Consider the following 21,913-nt stretch of genomic DNA (forward strand, 5'->3'; position numbering starts at 1 on the left):
GCCGCCCCGCCCACGTGACGGCAGCACCTGCATATCAGCCGAGGATGCGGGCCGCCTCCGCCCGGGCGCTGCGCGAGTCGGGCGCGGTGAGCACCGCACGGCCGGCCTCCTGGCACTGCGCGGACGTGACCGACGCGAGCCGGGCACCGACCGCCGGGATCGCCGAGGACGCCATCGACAGCGACGTCACGCCCAGTCCCGTGAGGACGCACGCGAGGGTCGGGTCGGCCGCGGCCTCGCCGCACACCCCCACGGGCTTGCCGGCCTGCGCGCCGGCGGCCGCGGTGAGCGCCACGAGGGTGAGCACCGCGGGCTGCCAGGCGTCGGTGAGCGCCGCGAGGTGGGGGGAGAGCCGGTCGGCGGCCATCGTGTACTGGGAGAGGTCGTTGGTGCCGATGGACAGGAAGTCCACGTGCTCGAGGAAGTGGGCCGCGAGCAGCGCGACGGAGGGCACCTCGACCATGATCCCCGGCACGATCCCGCGCTCGCGCGCGAGCTCGGCGAACCGGGCCGCCTCCGGCACCGTCGCCACCATGGGCGCCATGACCCACGGGTCGGTGGCACCGACCTCCCGGGCAGCGACGGCGACCGCGTCGAGCTGGCGGGTGAGGAGCCCCTCCTCGCGCTCGGCGATGCGGATGCCCCGGACCCCCAGCGCGGGGTTGTCCTCGTGCTCGAGGTTGGCGAAGCGCAGGGGCTTGTCCGAGCCGGCGTCGAGCGTGCGCACGACGACCTTCCTGCCGCCGAACGCGCCGAAGACCTCCTGGTACATCGCCGCCTGCTCCTCGACCGACGGCTCCTTGTCCGCCGAGAGGAAACCCAGCTCTGTGCGGTAGAGGCCGACACCCTCGGCCTGCCCGCCCGCGGCCTTGCGCGCCGCCGCGCCGTCGCCGACGTTGGCGAGCAGCTGCTGCCGGACGCCGTCGGAGGTCGCGGCCGGTCCCTGCCAGCGCCGGACGGCGTCGCGGCGCTCGGCGTCGGCCGCGACCGCCGCGAGGGCCGCCTCGGGGTCGACGCCGAGCGTCAGGGTGCCGGCGGCGCCGTCGACGAGGACCGGCTCGCCCTCGGCCACCTCGCGGATCCCCGGGGCGGCCACCACGCAGGGGATGCCGAGCTGGCGGGCGATGATCGCGGTGTGGCTCGTCGGCCCGCCGAGGGAGGTGACCAGGCCGACGACGAGCGTGGCGTCCAGCCCGGCGGTGTCCGCGGGGGCGAGGTCCTCGGCGAGGAGGACGACGGGCTCGCGAGGGGTCGGCACCCCGGGCTCGGGGAGGCCCTCGAGCTCGGCGACGACGCGGTCGCGGATGTCACGGAGGTCCGTCGCGCGCTCGGCCATGAGCCCGCCCAGCTTCTCGAAGGCTGCGACGAACTGCTCCGTGGCGGCCAGGGCCGCCTGGGGTGCCGGGGTGCCGGCGCGCATGGCCTTGGTGGCCGCGCGGAGCCAGCCGCGGTCCTGCGCGAGGGCGGCGGTGGCGCCGAGCACCTCGGCGGCGGCGCCGGTGGCCCTCTCGGCCCGGGCGGTGAGCCGCCCGGCGACGGTCTCGGCCGCGGACTGGAACCGCGCCACCTCCGCCTCCCGGGCGTCCTCCGCGACGGCGGGCGCCTCGGCGGGGACCGTGGGGCGGGGCCGGGTCCAGGCCGCCGGGGCGTAACCCACCCCGGGCACGACCGCGGTGCCCTCGATCGTCGTGCTGCCCGTGGTGGTGGCCAGCGGTTCTGTGCTCATCAATGCCTCCGCGCTGAGGGGGCGGCGTGTGCCGCGTGGTATTGGCAGAACTGTACGCCAACCGCTCTTGCCAAAACAACAGAACCGGGGGTAATGTCACTCAACATCACATCCGAACGTGTGGGGATGTGTGACGACGAGGTCCACCGAAGGCGAGGACGCCCGCATGTACGCCGAGGAGCGGCAGCAGCTCATCACCCGGACGGCGCACCGGGACGGTCGCGTGTCCGTCAGTCGGCTCGCCGCCGAGCTCGAGGTCGCCTCGGAGACCATCCGGCGCGACCTGGAGATCCTCGACCGCCGCGGCATCCTGCGCCGCGTCCACGGCGGCGCCGTCCCCGCCGAGAGCCTGCGCCTCGTCGAGGTCGACGTGCCCGAGCGGGCCGCCACGCACGTGGCGGAGAAGGAGCGCATCGCCCGGGCCGCCCTCGCGCACCTGCCCGTCGGTGGCGGTGCCGTCATCCTCGACGGCGGCACGACCGCGGCCCAGCTGGCCGCGCTGCTGCCGGCCGACCCGGCGCTGACCGTCATCACCAACTCCGTGCCGGCCGCTGTGGCGCTCGCCGCCCGCGCCGTGATGCCCGTCTACCTGCTGGGTGGCCGGCTGCGCGGTGTGACCCAGGCCACCGTCGGCAACGAGGCGCAGAGCCTCCTCGGCCGTACGCGCGTCGACGTCACCTTCCTGGGGACCAACGGCATCACGGCTGCGCACGGCCTCTCCACCCCCGATCCCGACGAGGCCGGCACCAAGCGGGCCATGGTCGCGGCCGCCCGGCGCGTCGTCGCGCTGGCCGACTCCTCGAAGTTCGGCCAGGAGCACCTGGTCAGCTTCGCCCGGGCCGAGGACGTCGACGTCATCATCACCGACACGGGGGTCCCCGACGCCGACCGGGCGGCGCTGGAGGCCCTCGACGTGGAGGTCGTCGTCGCATGATCGTCACCCTGACCGCCAACCCCAGCCTGGACCGCACGGCCCACCTGCGCGGCCCCCTCGAGCGCGGCGGGGTCAACCGCATCGAGCACGTCACGGTCGAGCCCGGTGGCAAGGGCGTGAACGTCGCCCGGGCCGTCGCGCTCGCCGGCGAGGCCGCGGTCGCGGTGCTGCCCGCCCGTGGCGACGACCCGCTCCTCGCCGGGCTGGACCGGGTCGGCCTGGCCTACCGCAACCTCACGGTCGCCGAGCTCGCCCGCACCAACCTCACCGTGACCGAGCCCGACGGCACCACCACCAAGCTCAACGAGCCCGGTGCGGCGCTGACGGCCGCCGAGGTCGACGCGCTGGCGACCCTGCTCCTCGACGCCGCCGACGGCGCGGGCTGGGCGGCGCTGTCCGGCTCGCTCCCGCCCGGGGTGCCCGCCGGGTGGTACGCGCGCCTCGTGGCCGAGCTGCACACCCGGGGCGTGCGCGTCGCCGTCGACACCTCCGACGCCCCTCTGCGCGAGCTCGCCGCCCGGTTCCCCGCCGCCGCGCCCGACCTGCTCAAGCCCAACGCCGAGGAGCTGGGCCAGCTCACCGGCGCGGACGGGGCACTCCTGGAGGCGGCGGCGCAGTCGGGGGACCTCGCGCCCACCGTCGCGGCGGCCGGGGCGCTCGTCGCCCGGGGCGTGGGGGCCGTGCTCGCCACGCTCGGCGCCGCCGGTGCGCTCCTCGTCACCGCGGAGGGCGCGTGGTCCGCCGCGCCGCCCCCCATCACCCCTCGCAGCACGGTCGGCGCCGGGGACTCCTCGCTGGCGGGGTACCTCCTCGCCGCGATCGTCGGCGCGCCCGAGCCCGACCGGCTCCGACGAGCCGTCGCCTACGGCTCGGCCGCGGCGTCCCTCCCCGGGACGGCGCTGCCGCGACCTGAGCAGACCGACCCGGACCGGGTCGTCGTGACCCGCGTCCGCTGACGCCACCAAGAGCCCCAGCACCGCAAGCCAGCACCGCACCGCAGCACCGCACCCAGCACGCAGCACCGCACCGCAGCACCGCCCGACGGCTCGGCCCCGCACAGCAGCAGTCCGTCCGGCCCCATCAGGAAGGAAGACCATGTCCGCTGAGACCTCCGGGCTCATCACACCGGATCTCGTGACGCTCGACGCCGACCTCGGCTCCACCAAGGACCAGGTCATCGCGGCTCTGGCCGCCCGCGTGGCGGCCGCCGGGCGCGCCGACGCCGCCGGGCTCACCGCCGACGCCCTCGAGCGCGAGGGCAAGTCCGCCACCGGCCTCCCCGGTGGCATCGCCATCCCGCACTGCCGCTCGACGGCGGTCAGCGTGGGGTCCCTCGCCTTCGCCCGCCTCGACCCCAAGGTCGACTTCGGTGCGCCCGACGGCCCCGCCGAGCTCGTGTTCCTCATCGCCGCCGCGGAGGGCACCGGGTCCGAGCACATGAAGCTCCTCACCAAGCTCGCCCGGGCCCTGGTGAAGAAGGACTTCGTCGCCGCGCTGCGGGGAGCGGGCAGCGCGGAGGAGGTCGTTGCCCTCGTCGAGGGCGTCGTCAACCCGCCTGCCGCGGCCCCGGCGGACCAGGCCGTCGGCGCCGCCCCCTCGGCGGGTGCCGCACCGGCCGGCTCGGTGCCCGCCACGGCTGCTGCCTCCGCCACGCCGGGCGCGACGGCCGGCCCGGCCACCGCCGACGGCGCAGCCACGCGCCGCATCGTCGCCATCACGGCCTGCCCCACCGGCATCGCCCACACCTACATGGCCGCCGACGCGCTCGTGGCCGCGGGCCAGGAGGCCGGCGTCACCGTCGAGGTCGAGACCCAGGGCTCGGGCGCGACGACCCCGCTGAGCGCGGCCACCATCGCCTCGGCCGACGCGGTCATCTTCGCCACGGACGTCGGCGTCAAGGGCAAGGAGCGCTTCGCCGGCAAGCCGGTCATCGAGTCCGGCGTCAAGCGTGCGATCAACGAGCCCGGCGTGATGATCACCGAGGCGCTGCGCGCCGCCGACGACCCGTCCTCCCGCCGGGTCTCCGGCACCGCCTCCGACGCCGGCGCGCCGGCCGCCGCGGGCGGGCTGGGCATCGGCTCGCGCCTCAAGCAGGCGCTGCTCACCGGCGTGAGCTACATGATCCCGTTCGTCGCGGCGGGCGGCCTCATCATCGCCCTCGGCTTCCTCTTCGGCGGGTACGACATCGTCTTCGAGTCGGCCGACATCGTCGTCAACAACAGCCTCACGAACCTCCCCGACGGGGGCCTGACGGCCTACCTCGGCGCGGTCCTCCACCAGCTCGGGGCCGCGGCGTTCGCCTTCCTCGTCCCCGCGCTGGCCGGCTACATCGCCTTCGCGATCGCCGACCGACCCGGCATCGCCCCGGGCTTCACCGCCGGTGCCGTCGCCGTCTTCGTCGGCGCCGGGTTCATCGGCGGCCTCATCGGCGGTCTGCTCGCCGGTGTCGCGGCCCTGTGGATCTCCCGCATCGCCGTGCCGCGCTGGCTGCGCGGCCTCATGCCGGTGGTCATCATCCCGCTGGTGGCCACGGTCTTCGCCGGCGGGCTCATGTTCGTCGTCCTCGGGCAGCCGCTCGCGGCCGTGACCACGGGGCTGTCGAACTGGCTCGGCGGCCTCAGCGGCACCTCCGCCGTCATCCTCGGCATCATCCTCGGCCTCATGATGTGCTTCGACCTCGGCGGCCCGGTCAACAAGGCGGCCTACGCCTTCGCCACCGCCGGCCTGGTGGTGACCGACCCGGCCACGCTGCGCGTCATGGCGGCCGTCATGGCCGCGGGCATGGTGCCGCCGCTGGCCATGGCCCTCGCGACGGTGGTCCGGCCGAAGCTCTTCACCGAGGTCGAGCGGGAGAACGGCAGTGCCGCGTGGCTGCTCGGCGCCTCGTTCATCTCCGAGGGGGCGATCCCCTTCGCCGCTGCCGACCCGCTGCGCGTCATCCCCTCGATGATGGCCGGCGGCGCCGTCACCGGTGCCATCGCGATGGCCTTCGACGCCCAGTCCCGTGCTCCGCACGGCGGGATCTTCGTCTTCTTCGCGATGAGCAACGTCCTGGCGTTCGTCGGCGCTATCGTCGCCGGGATGCTGGTCTCCGCGACCCTTGTCATCCTGGCCAAGGAGTTCGTCGGCCGCACGGCCGACGAGCCCGCCGAGGACGTCGCGGTCGCGGCCGTCTGACCCGTTCGACAACCACCGAAGTCTGACCCGTTCGACAACCACCGAAGGAGCACACATGCCCAGCCAGACCGCCGTCGTCGGGTCCGCCGTCGGCCTCCACGCCCGCCCCGCCGCCATCATCGCCGCCGCCGCGTCGAAGTACGACGACGAGATCACCATCGCCATGGACGGCGAGGAGGCTGTCGACGCCGCGTCGGCGCTGATGATCATGACCCTCGGTGCCGAGAAGGGCGCCCAGGTCGTCGTCGAGTCCGACGACGAGACGGCGCTCGCCGAGATCGTCGCCCTGGTCGAGCAGGACCTCGACGCCGAGTGATCCGGCCGGCGGGTACGTTCGTCCTGTGAGCAGCACGAGTGTCCCCCCGCCCGACGACCGCGCCCCGGACGGCGCCGGAGCCGCGCCCACCGCGGCGGACCCGGCGCCGGACGGGGCGGTCGTGTCGCCGACGGTGGCCGACGCGCCCGTGGCGATGCAGGACCAGGCCGACGCACTCGAGGTGACGTCGGACCCGGCCGGCACACCTGACGCGACGCCTGGCACCTCCACACCCGGGGTGACCCCGGGCGCCAGCCCTGGACAGCCGGGAGCCGACGAGCAGGCCGCGGAGGAGCGCCGGGTCGCCGACGTCGTGGACCCCGCCACCGTGCGCCAGGCCCCCCGGATCGGCCGGTTCATCCTGCTGGGCGCCGTTCTCGGTACTGCTCTCGCCGCCGTCCTCGCACTGGCGACCCCGGCGTCCGAGCTCGACCGCTCCGACCTCTTCTGGTTCCTGCTGCTCGGGCTCGCGCCGGTCGGGGCGCTCGCCGGTGCGGTCGTGGCCCTCGTGCTGGACCGGCGTTCGTTCCGGGCGCGCTCCGCTCGCGGGGCGGGTGAGGGCGCGCGGCCGTAGGGTTCCCCCGTGGTCAGCCGTTACCTCCGCCTCGACGTCGCCCCGCCCGAGGAGGTGCTCCGGGCGCTCTCCTCCCTGCGCGACGAGCTGGGCATCTCCCCGGACTTCCCGCCCGAGGTCATGGCCGAGGCCGAGGAGGCCGCGGGCGGCTCCGGCGACGGCGCCGCGCCGGGTGGCGTCGCGCCCGGGGGTCCCACCCCCGAGGTGGCGACCGTGGACGCCACCGACATCCCCTTCGTCACCGTCGACCCGCCCGGGTCCCGCGACCTCGACCAGGCCCTCCACCTCGAGACCGACGGCGACGGGCTCCGCGTGCGGTACGCCATCGCAGCGGTCTCCACGTTCGTCACGCCCGGCGGGGCCATCGACCGCGAGGCCCACGCCCGCGGCGTGACCGTGTACGGCCCTGACGGCTCCTACGCCCTGCACCCGCCACAGCTCGGTGCCGGCGTCGCGAGCCTGCTGGAGGGGCAGAACCGGCCGGCCTACCTCTGGCACCTCCGCGTCGACGCCACCGGCGCGCTCGTCGACGCCAGGGTCGAGCTCGCCGTCGTCCGCTCCCGGGCCCAGCTCACGTACGAGGAGGTCCAGGCCGCGCACGACGGCCGGGCCCCGCTGCCGACCGGTGTGCCGGCGGACCTGCCGCGTCTGCTCCGACGGTTCGGTGAGCTGCGCGTGGAGCAGGAGCGCGCCCGCGGCGGGATCTCCCTCGACATCCCCGAGCAGAGCGTCGTGCGCAACGAGCACGGGTTCGTCCTGTCGTACCGCGCCACGCTCCCGGTGGAGGAGTGGAACGCCCAGGTCTCCCTCCTCACCGGCATGGCGGCGGCGGCGATGATGCGCGAGGCGGGCGTCGGCATCCTGCGCACGCTGCCGGAGGCGGACCCGCGCGACGTCGACCGGCTGCGCCGCACGGCCCGCGCGCTCGGCGTCGAGTGGCCGAGGTCGACCCCTTACCCCGAGCTCGTGCGCAGCCTCGACTCGGCGGTTCCCGCCCACGCGGCGTTCCTCAACGAGGCCACCACCCTGTTCCGCGGTGCGGGCTACCTGGCGTTCGGCGTCGGTGACGAGACCGGCGGCGACGCAGGGGGAGTCGAGGCGGGAGTCGGCGAGGCAGCGGGCGGCGAGGCGGGCGTCGGTCGGGCACGAGGCGACGCCGGTGCCGAGCCGACCAACACACGGCACGCCGCGATCGCGGCCGAGTACGCCCACGTGACCGCTCCGCTGCGACGGCTCGTCGACCGGTACGGCCTGGCGGTGTGCCTGGCCCACTGCAGCGGGAAGCCGGTCCCGCCCTGGGTGCTCGACGCCCTGCCGGGTCTGCCGGCGACGATGTCCGCGGCGACGCGGCGGGCCGGCGCGTACGAGCGCGGGGCAGTCGACGCCCTCGAGGCCCTGGTCCTCCGCGGTCGTGAGGGCGAGGAGTTCGCCGGGGTCATCACCGAGTCCGACGGAGAGGTCGCCCCGCCCGGCGGCACGGACCGCGAGGACGACCGGCGCGAGCGCGGGACGGTCGAGCTGCGGGAGGTTGCCGTCAAGGGGCGGGTCGAGGGCTCGTCCCTCCCCGTCGGCGAGGAGGTCCGCGTGCGCCTCGTCGAGGCCGACGTGCCCGGTCGGAAGGTGCTCTTCAGCCTGGTCTGACGCTCTTGCCCCGACGCTCGGACGCTCCCCACCGACGTCCCGGACGCGACGGCTCGCCCGCCACGAGGTTGCTCTTCTGGTCGCTGACAGCGACCAGAAGAGCAACCTCGTGTGCGGATCTCGGATCTCGCAGGGCTCACCCGATCCACGGGGGCGGATCTTGCCCCGGCCCGCACGGAACAGCCGGGAGCCGGGAGCCGGGCGCCCAGCGGAACGGGCGCCGTCCCAGCACCGCTCGACCATGACCGTTCTTGGCCGACTCTTGTCGAAACGTTTCAAGTGTCGCTAGTGTTCGGGTCGTCCCGGCTATGAAGCGTTTCAATCTCATCTCGACCTCTCCGGCCGGAACTCTCAACGACGAGAACCCAGGGGGAACGACAGTGTCATCACGAACGAGAAGACTGGTCGCCGCTCCGGTGGCCGTGGCCACCGCGCTCACGGCGGCGCTGGTCGGTCCCGGCGCCACGGCGGACGAGGGGCAGGCGTGGTCGTTCGACCTCGGCACCGCCGCCAGCCCCGTCGAGGCCGGGTGGACCGGCGTGCCGGAGAGCAACCGGTACACCGCCGAGGCCGGGTACGGCATCGTCACGGTGGACGGGGTGGCCCCGGTCTCGCGGTACCGCACCAGCGCTGCGGCCGACGCCGTGCGCAACGACTTCGTCCTCGCCACGGCCTGGGGCTTCGCCGTGGACGTGCCGGACGGCACCTACGACGTCCGGGTGCTCTCCGGGGACGAGCTCACCGGCACGAGCACCACGAAGACCCACATCGACCTCGAGGGCGTCCGGGCCGGCACGGTCCAGGCGCGGCAGGCCGTGTCGGAGCAGACGTGGCGGACCACCGTCGCGGACCGCCAGCTGTCGATCGGCATCACCGGCGACGGCGCGGGGGGCTATGTCAACGGCATCGAGGTGACCTCGGTCGCCGACGAGCCCGCGCCCGACCCCGAGCCCGATCCCGGCACGTCCGCCCTCGCAGCGCCGGACTCCGTGCGGATGGCCCACGTCACCGACGGGTCGGTCACGGTCCGGTGGGACGAGGTTCCCGGCGCCGCGGGCTACGTCCTGTCGCGCTCCGACGCCCCGGACGGCGAGTACACCGTCGTCGCCGAGACCGACCAGCGCACGGTGTTCGCCACGGACTCGGTCGACACGACCGTCGTCCACCACTACCGGGCGCAGGCTCGTGACGCCGAGGGACGGCTGAGCCTCCCGTCGGCGGCGGCGGTCTCCAGCCTGACCGTCGCGGCCCCGGACCTGCCCGGCTCGGGCGTCCTGAGCCTCGACCTCGGCAACGGCGACGTGGCTCCCGGCATGGTCGGCCTCGACGCCGCCACGGCCTACACCGCCGAGACCCGGATCGGGTTCGCCGACACCAGCGAGGTCACGGCGACGGACCGCGCCACCGGTGACGCCGTGCGGTCGGACTTCGTCACCGTCGCGGACACCGAGCTCGTCGTCGACCTGCCGAACGGCGACTACACCGTGGACCTCATCGCGGGCGACGCCGACGGAGGGACCGACATCGCCATCACCGCGGAGCAGATGGCGAAGGTCCAGCCCACCACCCGCGCCGCGGGAGAGTACCTGGAGATGTCCTTCGACATCGCCGTGGTCGACGGCCAGCTCAACCTCGAGCTCGCCGGCTCGGCCGCGAACCTCAACGCCCTCGTGCTCACCCAGCACAGCCCGCGCCCGGCCGGCGCCGAGCCGACCGTCTGGGTCACCGGCGACTCGACCGTGCAGACCTACACGGCCGACTACGTCCCGCAGGCCGGCTGGGGGCAGATGATCGACCGCTTCCTCACCGAGGACGTGACGGTGGAGAACAGGGCGATCGGCGGCCGCAGCTCGAAGAACTTCATCAGCCAGGGCCGCCTGGACGAGGTCCTCCGGGAGATCCGCCCCGGTGACTACCTCTTCGCCCAGTTCGGTCACAACGACAACTCCTACGGCGTCGACGACCGCTACGCCGCCCCCGGCGACTACCTCAACTACCTGCGGACCTTCGTCGACGGCGCCGTCCAGCGCGGCGCCACGCCGGTCCTCGTCACGCCCGTCTCCCGCCGCTCGTTCGACGCGGAGACCGGGCTGTTCAACGTCTCGTTCCCCGAGTACGTCGACGCCGCCACGGCGCTCGCCCAGGAGACCGGCACGCCGCTGGTGGACCTCTCCGCCTCGAGCCGGGCGTACCTGGACGAGATCGGCCCCGAGGCCGCGAAGTCGGTCTTCCTGCACGTCCCCGCCGGGATCTACCCGAACCGGCCGAACGGCACCGCCGACGACACGCACTTCCAGGAGTACGGAGCCATCCAGATGGCCCGCCTCGTCGCCACCGACGTGGCGAGCCTGGAGGTGCCGCTGGCCCAGGAGGTCGTGGAGACCGAGCCCCCCGCCAACGTCCCGGAGCCGCCGGCCGGCCTGGTCGTCGTGAGCGTGTCCCACGCCGGCGCCCAGCTGTCCTGGACCGCCGTCGAGGGCGCGGACATCTACAAGGTCCTCCGTCGGACGGCGGGCGAGGACTGGGTCCTCGCGACGACGTCCACCCTCGCCCAGGCGAGCGTCGGCGGACTGGCCGAGGGCACCGCCTACGAGATGCAGGTCGTGGCCGTCAACGGCCGCGGTGACTCCGAGCCGTCCGCGACGGTCGAGCTCACCACCAAGGCGCCGCTGCACAAGTTCGACCTGCAGCTCGCCGGGAACGTCACGATGGACGGCTACACGCCCATCGACGAGACCACGACCTACTCCGCGGAGACGGGCTACGGCTTCACCACCGACGCCCGGCCCGGCGGCCGGGACCGCGGGCTCGGCTTCGACCCCGTGCCCACCGCGCTCGAGCGCGACTTCCTCCTGCCGGGCAGTGCGCACGAGCTCGCCGTCGACGTGCCGAACGGCTCCTACGCGGTCAAGGTCTACTACGGCGACCCCCTGGGCACCGGCCGGCTCGGCATCACCCTCGAGGGCAAGGATCACGGCTCCCAGAACGCCGGCCGCGGTCGCGTGGTCTCCCGCACGCTCGAGCCCGTGCTGGTCACGGACGGCCAGCTCACCGTGGTCGGGGAGGGTTGGTTCAACGGGATGGAGGTCACCCCGCTGATCCTCGCCCCGACCGACCTGACCCACGACCTCGCGATCGACGGCGCCGACGTCGCGGTCGCCCTCTCCTGGACCGGCACCGAGGACGCCACGGCCTACCGGGTCTACCGCGCGTCCGACGCCGGCGCCGCACCCGAGGCGCTCGGCGACGTCGAGGAGCCGGCCTTCACCGACACCACCGCCGACGTCGGCCTCGAGTACACCTACACGGTGGTCGCGCTGGACGCCCTGGGCGGGGAGTCCGTCCCGTCCAACGCCGTCACGGTGGTCACGGTCGACGAGACCGTCACACCGCCGGCCGCGCCGACGGGCCTGACCGTCGGCGAGGTGGGCAAGACCGAGGTCGGGCTCAGCTGGGAGGCCGCGACGGACGCGCTGTTCTACCACGTCTACCGCGCCGACCCGCTCGCCGACGGCTCGGCGGGCACGTTCGAGCTCGTCGGACGCACGAGCGGGACCGAGTTCACCGACACCGGCGTGCTCACCACGGTCGAGTACGGCTACGCCGTCGCCGCGGTCAACGCCGGCGGACCCTCCGAGCTCTCGGGCACGGTCACCTCGCCCGCCGTCACCACGCTCGAGCGGCAGGCGGAGCGCCTCGACCGCGCTCCGGTCGCGGTCGCCACGGAGGGCGGCACCTACCTGGGCTGGCGGATGCTCGGGCTCGACGCCGAGGACGTGGCGTTCCACGTCTACCGCGACGGCGAGCGCATCACCCACGAGCCGGTCGGTGCCACCAACCTCCTCGACGCCGACGGGTCCCCCGGCGCCACCTACCGGGTCAGCACCGTCGACGACGGTCTCGAGTGGTGGGCCACGGACGAGTTCGGGGTCTGGGACGACCAGACGCTCGACATCCCGCTCGACAAGCCCGCCGACGCCTACGCCAAGGACGGTCAGCCGTACACCTACCGCGCCGGCGACGCCTCCGTCGGCGACCTCGACGGCGACGGCGAGTACGAGATCGTCCTCAAGTGGGACCCGTCCAACGCCAAGGACAACTCCCAGGCGGGCTACACCGGGAACGTCTACGTCGACGCCTACGAGCTCGACGGCACCCGGCTGTGGCGAATCGACCTGGGCCACAACATCCGGGCCGGGGCCCACTACACCCAGCCCCAGGTGTTCGACCTCGACGGCGACGGGCGCGCCGAGCTCACCATGAAGACCGCGGACGGCACGGTCGACGGCGCCGGCACGGCGATCGGCGACCCGCGCGCGGACTACCGCAGCTCCAGCGGATACGTCCTCACGGGGCCGGAGTACCTCACCGTCTTCGACGGCGAGACCGGTGCCGCCGTCGACACCGTCGACTACGTCCCGCCGCGCGGCAACGTCAGCGCCTGGGGCGACGGCTACGGCAACCGGGTGGACCGGTTCCTCGCCGGCGTGGCCTACCTCGACGGCGAACGCCCCAGCGTGATCTTCAGCCGCGGGTACTACACCCGCACGGTGATCGCGGCGTTCGACTTCGACGGCACGGACCTCACCGAGCGCTGGACCTTCGACTCCGACGTCGTGGGTGAGGACCACGCCGGGCAGGGCAACCACCAGCTCGCCGTCGCCGACGTCGACGGGGACCAGAAGGACGAGATCGTCTTCGGCTCCATGACGGTCGACGACGACGGGACCCCGCTGTACTCGACGGGTCTCGGTCACGGCGACGCCCTGCACGTCTCGGACCTCATCCCCTCGCGCCCGGGCCTGGAGGTCTTCGCGGCCCACGAGGACATGGGAGCGTCGGGCAACCTCGGCGCGACCATGCGTTCGGCCGCCACGGGCGAGGTCCTGTGGTCGATCCCGGCCGCCCGGGACACCGGCCGGGCCGCCGCGGCGGACATCGACCCCCGCCACGACGGTGCCGAGGGCTGGGCCGTCGGCGGCGACGCGGCGTGGGACTCCCCGGTCGGCGAGCTGCGGTCGGCGACGGGCGAGCTGCTCGCCGAGGAGATCCCCGCCGCCAACTTCGTCACGTGGTGGGACGGCGACCTCCTGCGGGAGATCACCGACCACGACTGGGACCAGGACGCCGGCACGGGCGTGCCCACCATCAGCAAGTGGGACTGGGACGCGCAGGAGGAGGTCGAGGTCTACCGCGCGGAGGGCACCCTGTCGAACAACGGCACCAAGGGCACCCCGGCGCTGCAGGCCGACCTGTTCGGCGACTGGCGCGAGGAGATCGTCACCCGCACCGAGGACTCCACCGCCCTGCGGGTGGCGACGACCGTCGACCTCACCGAGCACCGGCTGCGCACGCTGCAGTCGGACCCGGTGTACCGGCTCGGCGTCGCGTGGCAGAACACGTCGTACAACCAGCCGCCGCACACCTCCTACTTCCTGGGGGAGGGCATGGCCACGCCGGCCGCGCCGAGGATCGCCTACACCGGGGAGGCGACCGCGCTCGAGCGGGTGCCCGGCCCGGCCACCGGGGTCCCGGCCATTCCCGTGCTCCGCACCGACGACCCGCGCGGCCGCTCGGACGGCACGTTCACGCTCACGGCCCGGATCCCGGAGGGCCAGAACGCCAACCACGTCGTCTGGACCCTCGACGGCGAGGTGGTCGGCGAGGAGGCCCTCGTCGACCGCACGCCCGACGAGCAGGTCATGAGTCTCGCGGTGGAGGACCTAACCGCGGGATGGCACGAGCTGGGGTGCACGGTGTCGAACCAGCACGGTGACACCGTCTGCGAGCCCGTCAAGGTGCGGGTGACCGGTTGAGCGGGCGTCAGGGCACGGCCGGATCGTGACCGTCGAGGTGCCCGGCCGACCGTGACCGGGTGGACGACCGGACGAGAGCGCCACCCGTGGCCCCGAGAGGGGGCGCGGGTGGCGCTCTCGCCGTCCCGGGTGGCGCTCTCGTCGTCCCGGGTGGCGCTCTCACCATCCCGGGGAGCGCCGACGCCGTCCCGGCGTGGACGGCCTCGACGACGCCCCGGACCGGTGTGGGACCATGTGGCCGTGGCACGCGGCGACGGACGGCTTTCCCACGAGCTCCTCCCGGGCGAGAAGGGGCCGCAGGACGAGTGCGGCGTCTTCGGGGTCTGGGCCCCGGGCGAGGACGTCGCCCGCCTGACGTACTTCGGGATCTACGCCCTGCAGCACCGCGGCCAGGAGTCCGCGGGCATCGCCACCTCCAACGGTGAGCAGATCCTCGTCTACAAGGACATGGGCCTGGTCTCCCAGGTGTTCGACGACCGCGCCCTGCAGCCCCTCCAGGGCCACATCGCCGTCGGCCACGTGCGCTACTCCACCACCGGCGCCTCGGCGTGGGAGAACGCCCAGCCCACCCTCGGCCCGACGGCGGCCGGCACCGTCGCGCTGGGCCACAACGGCAACCTCACCAACACCACCGAGCTCATGGAGATGGTCCAGGAGCGATTCGGCAAGGACCTGCGCGGCGAGCTCGGCCGCGGCTCCTCCACCGACACCGCGGTCATCACCGCGATGCTCGGCGGCACCGCCCGGGCGGGGGAGCGGCTCGAGGACGTCGCGATGGAGGTGCTCCCGCTCCTCGAGGGCGCCTTCTCGCTCGTGTTCATGGACGAGCACACCCTCTACGCCGCCCGGGACGCCCACGGCATCCGCCCGCTCGTGCTCGGCCGCCTCGAGCGCGGGTGGGCCGTCGCGTCGGAGACGGCGGCGCTGGACATCGTCGGCGCCACCTTCGTCCGCGAGATCGAGCCGGGTGAGCTCGTCACCATCGACGCCGACGGGCTGCGCTCGCGCCGCTTCGCCGAGGCGACCCCCCACGGCTGCGTCTTCGAGTACGTCTACCTCGCCCGGCCCGACACCCGCATCGCGGGCCGCTCGGTCAACGCCTCGCGGCTGGAGATGGGCCGCGTCCTCGCCCGGGAGCACCCCGTCGACGCCGACCTGATCATCCCCACCCCGGAGTCCGGGACGCCCGCCGCCATCGGCTACGCGCAGGGCTCGGGGATCCCCTTCGGCCAGGGCCTGGTGAAGAACTCCTACGTCGGGCGCACCTTCATCCAGCCCACGCAGACCATCCGGCAGCTCGGCATCCGGCTCAAGCTCAACCCGCTGCGGGAGGTCATCGAGGGCAAGCGGCTCGTCGTCGTCGACGACTCCATCGTGCGGGGCAACACCCAGCGCGCCCTGGTGCGGATGCTGCGCGAGGCGGGGGCCGCGGAGGTCCACGTGCGGATCTCCTCGCCGCCGGTGAAGTGGCCCTGCTTCTACGGCATCGACTTCGCCACGCGGGCCGAGCTCATCGCGAACGGCCTGACCACCGACGAGATCCGTGCCTCCCTCGGCGCCGACTCCCTCGGCTACATCTCCCTCGAGGGCATGGTGGAGGCCACGGCCATCCCGCAGCAGCGGCTGTGCACGGCGTGCTTCACCGGTAGCTACCCGGTCCGCCTGGGTGAGCACGCCACCATCTCCGGCGCCGAGGCCCCGAGCGTGCCCCCCACCCCCGCCACCACCGGAGCAGCGCAGTGAGCGAGACGAGCCCGATCACCTACGCCGGCGCCGGCGTCGACACCGAGGCCGGCGACCGCGCGGTCGAGCTGATGAAGGACGCGGTGCGGGCCACCCACACGCCCGACGTGGTCGGCGGGGTCGGGGGGTTCGCCGGCCTCGTCGACGTCTCGGCGCTGCGGGAGTACCGGCGCCCCCTGCTGGCCACGTCCACCGACGGCGTCGGCACGAAGGTCGCCGTCGCCCAGGCGATGGACGTCCACCACACCATCGGCCACGACCTCGTCGGGATGGTCGTCGACGACATCGTCGTCGTCGGCGCCCGCCCCCTCCTCATGACCGACTACATCGCCTGCGGCAAGGTGGTGCCGGAGCGGATCGCCGACCTCGTCCGCGGCATCGCCGAGGCCTGCGCGCTGGTCGGCACCCCGCTCCTCGGCGGTGAGACGGCCGAGCACCCCGGCCTGCTGGGCGAGCACGAGTACGACGTCGCCGGTGCCGCCACCGGCGTCGTCGAGGCCGACGCCGTCCTGGGGGCCGAGCGGGTCCGGTCCGGGGACGTCGTCGTCGCCATGGCGTCCTCGGGCCTGCACTCCAACGGCTACTCCCTCGTGCGGCGCGTCGTCGAGGTCGCCGGCTGGGGCCTGGAGCGCCACGTCCCCGAGCTGGGCCGGACCCTGGGCGAGGAGCTGCTCGAGCCGACCCGGCTGTACACCCCGGCCTGCCTCGACCTCGTCGCGACCGGTCGGGTGCACGCCTTCAGCCACGTCACGGGGGGCGGCCTGGCGGCCAACCTCGCCCGGGTCCTGCCGGCCGGCCTGGTGGCGGACCTCGACCGCGCCAGCTGGACCGTGCCGCCGGTGTTCGAGCTGGTGCGCAGCCTCGGCCAGGTCCCGTGGACCGACCTGCAGAACACCCTCAACCTCGGCGTCGGCATGGTCGCGGTGGTGCCCCCCGACGCCGCGGACGCGACCGTGGCTGCCGTCCGGGCGCGAGGGATCGACGCCTGGGTGCTGGGGACGGTCCGCGACGACGAGGGCGCGCCGGGTCCCGACGGGCCGGCCGTGCGCGGCACCAAGGGGGTCGACGGCGGCGCGGTCCGGCTGCAGGGCCGCTACGTCACCGGCTGAGCCCGCCCGCCCGACCGAAGACCCCGGACGACGACGCCCGCCGGGGCGCCACGGCCCCTGCGCGGCCACGCCCGGGGGTTGGACCACGGCGCCGCAGAGCGCCTGAACGACCACGCCCGCAGGGCGCCGCTCAAGCGGTCGCACCCTGCGGGCGGTCGTCGTCACATCCCCGGCGGTGAGCCGGCGACGTCACGGGGTCCGGCGGATCTGACCCCAGTCGTCGTCGTCTTCCTCCATGGCGGGGGGGATCTCGGCGTAGTCGACATCGTCGTCCACGCCGTCAGTACGAGGAGACGTGAGCTCTCGTTCGAGAGCCCGGTAGTCGGTCTCGGGGCTGAAGTACTTCAGCTTCCGAGCGACCTTCGTCTGCTTGGCCTTCTGACGGCCGCGCCCCATGGCGTCGACCCCCTCCAACGTAGAACCGGGGCAGGCACCGTTCGGTGCGGCCCCGTGTTTATGGTCATCTGTGTCGTGGGGCAACGGTACATGCTTGCGGCCCCCCACAGCCATTCCGTGCCCGTGGGCGGGGTGTGGTCATCATCTCCGGCGCCGGGACCAAAGATGTCCATACGTCCAGAATGTCGGGACCATAGGCCCGCTCCCGTGCCCTGTACGCGTGGTTTGCTGAGTTCCACGAGGCGCCTCAGCGCCGGAGGAACGCGATCCCGGGAGGGTAGCCATGTCGATGACGGACGGGACCACTGAGCAGCTGCTCACGCCGTCGGAGGTGGCAGCTCGCTTCCGGGTGGACCCCAAGACGGTGACCCGCTGGGCGAACGCCGGCAAGATCTCCTCGATCCGGACCCTCGGCGGTCATCGCCGGTTCCGCCGCAGCGAGGTCGAGGCGCTGCTCCTGGCCAGCGGGCTGGCCGAGGAGATCCACGACAAGCCCGTCAGCGACGTCTCCACCGCAGCACGATAAGCAGGGCGGCCGCGGCCACGCTCGCACCGAGCGTGGCCAGCGCCTTGGGGTCGCGACGGCTGACGTCGTCGGCGAACGTCCTGGCCCTCTCCGTGGCGACCTCCTTCGCCGCGTCGATCTGCGCGCGCGGGTCGAGCCGGTCGCTGAGCTCGTTGACGGTGTCCGTCAGCTGAGCCCGGGTCCGGGCGATCTCGGCCTCGATCTGCTCCGGCGTGCGCTTCTTCACGGAGTCGGGCGTCTGCTTGGCGTCGCTCACTTCTTGATCCCCTTCTTCACCGCGTCGAGATCCTCCTTGATGCCCTCCTGGGGCTTGGCCTCGAACTCCTTGGAGGCGTCGATCGCTTTCTTGCCCAGGAGCGCCGCGATGCCGGCGACGACGAGCAGGACGACCGCGACGATGAGGGCGGAGAGCCACGCGGGCAGCGCGGTCGCGAGGCCGAGGACGGCGGCGGCGAGGAGCACGCCGAAGGCGTAGAGGCCCATGACGGCGGCGAAGCCGAAGAACCCGGCGCCGGTGCCCAGCCGCTTGCCCTTCTCGGCCAGCTGGGCCTGCGCGAGCTGGAGCTCGTCACGGATCAGTCGCGAGAACTGCTCGGAGACCGAGGAGACGAGCTCGCCGATGGTCTTGCCCCGCGGGGCGCCCCCTGGTGCCTGACCGCCCACGTACGCGTCCTCGACCACCGGAGTGGTCGGGCCGTCTGCCGATGTGCTCGCCACGATCTTCTCCTCGCATCCGTCTGACGGCACCGGAGCCGACGCCGACAGGCCCATGATTGCCGTCCCCGGCGCGCCCTGCACGCCAAGACTGCCAGGTTCCCACGGCGCTGACCTGCGTGTGCGGCAACCGCGCCGCCCGGCAGCCGACGGTCGCGGGTGTTTCGTCCGGGTGAACCCGATGTGAACCTTTGAGGGTTTCGGGAGATTCGGGTGGTGAAGTCCTTGACCTGCCGATTGCCGGTCAACATGATAGGGACGCTCTCCGTCGTCGATGCCGGGGGGTGACCGCGCGGCGATCCCGCGTCCGAACGATGCCGGCCCCCCGGCGCCCGAGGAGTCCTCTGTGAGTCTGTACCACCCACGCACGAGACGGACGGGGGTGGCGGCAGCCGCCCTCGGCGCCGTCGTCCTGGTCCCCGTCGTCGGCATCCCGGCCGCGTCCGCCGTCACGACCGACGGCCCCGTCTTCATCAGCGAGCTGCACTACGACAACGACGGCACGGACGTCGGCGAGGCGATCGAGGTCCAGGCGCCGGCCGGCACCGACCTCACGGGCTGGAGCCTCGTGCTCTACAACGGCAACGGCGGCACGTCCTACGGCACCAGTGCGCTGGGCGGTACGGTGCCGTCGTCCGGGGTCGTCGTCCGAGAGTTCCCGGGCGGCATCCAGAACGGAGCGCCCGACGGGATCGCCCTCGTCGACGCGACGGGCGCCGTCGTCGAGCTTCTCTCCTACGAGGGTGTTCTCACCGCTGTCGACGGCCCCGCCGTCGGCCTGGAGAGCACGGACATCGGCGTCGCCGAGGGAGCCGGCACAGCCGTCGGGCAGTCGCTCCAGAAGATCGACGGTGTGTGGACCGGCCCGCTGACGAGCACGTTCGGCAGCCTTCCGGCCGAGACGCCCGTGGACCCGCCGGCCGACACCTGCGGCGACCCGCAGGACGCCGTCGCGCTCGTCTCCGACATCCAGGGCACCGGCGCCACCTTCGAGACCACCTGCGCCGGCACCCAGACGGTCGAGGTGGTCGTGACCGCTCTCAAGCCGGGCCTGAACGGCTTCTACGTCCAGGAGGAGGCCGCCGACAGCGACGGCGACCCGCTCAGCTCCGAGGGCATCTTCGTCTTCGGTGCGATCCCGGCCGCCGTCGAGGTGGGCCAGCTCGTGCGGGTGACCGGCACCGTCGCGGAGTACTCCACCTCAGGCGCCTCCCAGACCCAGCTCGCCGACGCGACCGTGGAGGTCCTCGGTGCCGGCGCCGCGGTCGAGCCCACGCCCGTGACCTTCCCGGTGGCCGACCCGGCCGCGCTCGAGGCGTTCGAGGGCATGCTCGTCGAGCTCACCGACGAGCTCGTCATCAGCGAGTACTTCAACTACGACCGCTTCGGCGAGGTCGTGCTCGCCAAGCCGCTCGACGGCCAGGACCGCCTGCACACCCCCACCGCCGTCGTCGAGCCGGGCGCCCCCGCCCAGGAGCTCGCCGCGGAGTACGACCGCCGGGTCATCACCCTCGACGACTCCTCGTCCGCGCAGAACCCGGCGACGCTGCCCCACCCGGGCAACGGCGAGGTCTACACCGCCACGAACTCCTTCCGCGGCGGCGACACCGTCACCGGCGTCCAGGGCGTCGTCGACCACACCTTCGGCCTCTACCGGGTCCAGCCGACGACCTACGGCACGTACGCCGCCGTGAACCCGCGCCCGGAGGCCGCCCCGGCCGTCGGCGGGAGCCTCACCGTGGCGAGCTTCAACGTCCTGAACTACTTCCTCACCATCGACGACGGCACCAACGACGTCTGCGGCGCCGCCCAGAACATGGAGTGCCGCGGCGCCGACAGCGCGGCCGAGCTCGAGCGTCAGCGCACGAAGATCCTCGACGCCCTCGCCGAGCTCGACGCCGACGTCGTCGGGCTCATGGAGATGGAGAACACCCCCGGCGTCGAGCCGGCCGCCGACCTCGCCGCCGGGCTCAACGACCTCCTCGGCGCGGGCACCTACGACTACATCGACACCGGTGTGGTGGGCACGGACGCGATCCGGCTCGGGTACCTCTACAAGCCCGGCGCCGTCACCCCGGTCGGGGACCACGTGATCCTCGACTCCTCGGTCGACGCCCGGTTCGTCGACACCGCCAACCGACCCATGATCACCCAGACCTTCGACGAGGTCGCCACCGGGGAGCGGGTCACCGTCTCGGTCAACCACCTCAAGTCCAAGGGCTCCGCCTGCGACGACGGCTCGGACCCGGCCGACGGCCAGGGCAACTGCTCCGTCACCCGTGAGCGCGCCGTCGAGGCGATCGTGGACTTCCTCGCCGGCGACCCCACCGCCAGCGGCGACCCTGACCACCTGGTCATCGGCGACCTCAACTCCTACGACATGGAGGACTCGATCGACCTCCTCGTGACCGCCGGGTACACCGACCTCATCAAGGCCTTCGGCGGGGAGTACGCCTACGGCTACGTCTTCGACGGCATGGTCGGCTACCTCGACCACGCGCTGTCCAACGAGTCCCTCACCCCCCAGGTCACCGGGGCAGCCGAGTGGCACATCAACGCCGACGAGCCGGACATCCTCGACTACAACCTCGACTTCGGCCGACCGGCGGACTACTGGACGGCGGACGCGTACCGGTCCTCCGACCACGACGCCGTCCTCGTGGGCCTCGAGCTCACCAGCCCGGTCGAGCTGGTCGAGGTGACGCCGGCCCCGGTGACCTCGGTCGACGAGCCGGGCACCGAGGACGACACGTACACGATCCCGGCCGCCGAGGGCGTGGAGTACCTCGTCGACGGCGAGGTCCTCGCCGCCGGCACCTACCCCGGCAGCGGCACGGTGGTCGTCACCGCCCGTGCGACCGAGGGCTACGTCCTGGCCGAGGGTGCGGTGGCGAGCTGGGAGATCGTCTTCTCCGCCGAGCCCGCCCCGCAGCCGACGCCGGAGCCGACGCCGGAGCCCACCCCCGAGCCGACCCCGGCGCCCACCCCGGCCCCGGGTGGTGGCACCAGCGGCGGCACCGGTGGCGGCACCGGCGGCCTGCCGGTCACGGGCGCGGAGGCGGCCGGTCTCGCCGGCCTCGCCGCGATGCTCCTGGCCACCGGTGCGGCGCTGGTCTGGGCGCGTCGACGCGTGACCGCGTAGCGGACCGCGAACAGCGGCGGCCCCGCACCCTGCGAAGGGTGCGGGGCCGCCGTCGTCATGGGCAGCGAGGACGCGGGCCGGGACCGCCCGGGCGGTCCA

Annotated in this window: 15 protein-coding genes; 11 read left to right on the forward strand and 4 right to left on the reverse strand. The window is 73.7% G+C overall.

All coding sequences use genetic code 11. From position 1 onward, the window contains the following. Nucleotides 1-34 precede the first annotated feature (34 nt). Nucleotides 35-1,726 carry a putative PEP-binding protein gene (locus tag AAEM63_RS02385; RefSeq protein WP_341360117.1) on the reverse strand — a complete coding sequence of 564 codons (1,692 nt, stop codon included), beginning with the start codon at nt 1,724-1,726 and terminating at the stop codon, nt 35-37. A gap of 166 nt (nt 1,727-1,892) precedes the next feature. Between AAEM63_RS02385 and AAEM63_RS02390 the strand changes: the two genes are divergently transcribed. From AAEM63_RS02390 to purM, 9 genes are all read left to right on the forward strand, one after another. Further along, on the forward strand, nt 1,893-2,660 hold the full coding sequence (locus tag AAEM63_RS02390; RefSeq protein WP_341360118.1) for a DeoR/GlpR family DNA-binding transcription regulator: 768 nt from the start codon (nt 1,893-1,895) through the stop codon (nt 2,658-2,660). Continuing rightward, nucleotides 2,657-3,616 carry a 1-phosphofructokinase family hexose kinase gene (locus AAEM63_RS02395; protein ID WP_341360119.1) on the forward strand — a complete coding sequence of 320 codons (960 nt, stop codon included), beginning with the start codon at nt 2,657-2,659 and terminating at the stop codon, nt 3,614-3,616. Before AAEM63_RS02390 ends, AAEM63_RS02395 begins: the two co-directional genes overlap by 4 nt. A 139-nt stretch (nt 3,617-3,755) precedes the next feature. Next, nucleotides 3,756-5,837: a fructose-specific PTS transporter subunit EIIC gene (locus tag AAEM63_RS02400; protein WP_341360120.1), complete on the forward strand. Its 2,082-nt coding sequence runs from the start codon at nt 3,756-3,758 to the stop codon at nt 5,835-5,837. 55 nt (nt 5,838-5,892) lie between these two features. Further along, nucleotides 5,893-6,153, forward strand: a complete 261-nt coding sequence (locus AAEM63_RS02405) for an HPr family phosphocarrier protein (protein ID WP_341360121.1) — start codon at nt 5,893-5,895, stop codon at nt 6,151-6,153. A gap of 25 nt (nt 6,154-6,178) precedes the next feature. Then, complete coding sequence (locus AAEM63_RS02410) at nt 6,179-6,727, forward strand: hypothetical protein (RefSeq protein ID WP_341360122.1); 549 nt, start codon at nt 6,179-6,181, stop codon at nt 6,725-6,727. A 9-nt stretch (nt 6,728-6,736) separates the two neighbouring features. Beyond that, nucleotides 6,737-8,368 carry an RNB domain-containing ribonuclease gene (locus tag AAEM63_RS02415; protein ID WP_341360123.1) on the forward strand — a complete coding sequence of 544 codons (1,632 nt, stop codon included), beginning with the start codon at nt 6,737-6,739 and terminating at the stop codon, nt 8,366-8,368. Nucleotides 8,369-8,790: 422 nt separating this feature from the next. Next, nucleotides 8,791-14,184, forward strand: coding sequence for a fibronectin type III domain-containing protein (locus AAEM63_RS02420; protein WP_341360124.1), 5,394 nt, complete (start codon nt 8,791-8,793; stop codon nt 14,182-14,184). A 240-nt stretch (nt 14,185-14,424) separates the two neighbouring features. Next, a complete protein-coding gene (purF, locus tag AAEM63_RS02425) occupies nt 14,425-15,927 on the forward strand; it encodes an amidophosphoribosyltransferase (RefSeq protein WP_341360125.1) in 1,503 nt (500 codons plus the stop codon). Then, on the forward strand, nt 15,924-17,036 hold the full coding sequence (gene purM, locus AAEM63_RS02430; RefSeq protein WP_341360126.1) for a phosphoribosylformylglycinamidine cyclo-ligase: 1,113 nt from the start codon (nt 15,924-15,926) through the stop codon (nt 17,034-17,036). The genes purF and purM overlap by 4 nt, the downstream gene beginning before the upstream one ends. A 189-nt stretch (nt 17,037-17,225) precedes the next feature. Here the strand turns inward: purM and AAEM63_RS02435 are convergent, their stop codons facing one another. After that, nucleotides 17,226-17,432, reverse strand: coding sequence for a DUF3073 domain-containing protein (locus AAEM63_RS02435; protein WP_123916691.1), 207 nt, complete (start codon nt 17,430-17,432; stop codon nt 17,226-17,228). 283 nt (nt 17,433-17,715) lie between these two features. Here AAEM63_RS02435 and AAEM63_RS02440 point away from each other — a divergent pair, with 283 nt between their 5' ends. Continuing rightward, a complete protein-coding gene (locus AAEM63_RS02440; RefSeq protein WP_123916693.1) occupies nt 17,716-17,958 on the forward strand; it encodes a BldC family transcriptional regulator in 243 nt (80 codons plus the stop codon). On the opposite strand, the gene AAEM63_RS02445 is transcribed toward AAEM63_RS02440, so the two are convergent. Continuing rightward, nucleotides 17,930-18,214: a DUF3618 domain-containing protein gene (locus tag AAEM63_RS02445; RefSeq protein WP_123916695.1), complete on the reverse strand. Its 285-nt coding sequence runs from the start codon at nt 18,212-18,214 to the stop codon at nt 17,930-17,932. The genes AAEM63_RS02440 and AAEM63_RS02445 overlap by 29 nt on opposite strands. Continuing rightward, a complete protein-coding gene (locus AAEM63_RS02450; protein ID WP_341360127.1) occupies nt 18,211-18,675 on the reverse strand; it encodes a phage holin family protein in 465 nt (154 codons plus the stop codon). The genes AAEM63_RS02445 and AAEM63_RS02450 overlap by 4 nt, the downstream gene beginning before the upstream one ends. 343 nt (nt 18,676-19,018) lie before the next feature. Between AAEM63_RS02450 and AAEM63_RS02455 the strand changes: the two genes are divergently transcribed. Then, entirely contained in the window at nt 19,019-21,814 is a 2,796-nt protein-coding gene (locus AAEM63_RS02455) for an ExeM/NucH family extracellular endonuclease (RefSeq protein WP_341360128.1), read from the forward strand. Nucleotides 21,815-21,913: the final 99 nt, after the last annotated feature.

The sequence above is a fragment of the Georgenia sp. M64 genome (genome assembly GCF_038049925.1).
In the GTDB taxonomy this organism is placed as follows: Bacteria; Actinomycetota; Actinomycetes; order Actinomycetales; family Actinomycetaceae; genus Georgenia.

Bases quoted from the DNA above. Each gene is read 5' to 3' on its own strand.
- AAEM63_RS02405 (WP_341360121.1), top strand. From the start codon at position 5,893: ATGCCCAGCCAGACCGCCGTCGTCGGGTCCGCCGTCGGCCTCCACGCC.
- AAEM63_RS02395 (WP_341360119.1), top strand. From the start codon at position 2,657: ATGATCGTCACCCTGACCGCCAACCCCAGCCTGGACCGCACGGCCCAC.
- AAEM63_RS02440 (WP_123916693.1), top strand. From the start codon at position 17,716: ATGTCGATGACGGACGGGACCACTGAGCAGCTGCTCACGCCGTCGGAG.
- AAEM63_RS02435 (WP_123916691.1), bottom strand. From the start codon at position 17,432: ATGGGGCGCGGCCGTCAGAAGGCCAAGCAGACGAAGGTCGCTCGGAAG.
- AAEM63_RS02400 (WP_341360120.1), top strand. From the start codon at position 3,756: ATGTCCGCTGAGACCTCCGGGCTCATCACACCGGATCTCGTGACGCTC.
- AAEM63_RS02385 (WP_341360117.1), bottom strand. From the start codon at position 1,726: ATGAGCACAGAACCGCTGGCCACCACCACGGGCAGCACGACGATCGAG.
- AAEM63_RS02390 (WP_341360118.1), top strand. From the start codon at position 1,893: ATGTACGCCGAGGAGCGGCAGCAGCTCATCACCCGGACGGCGCACCGG.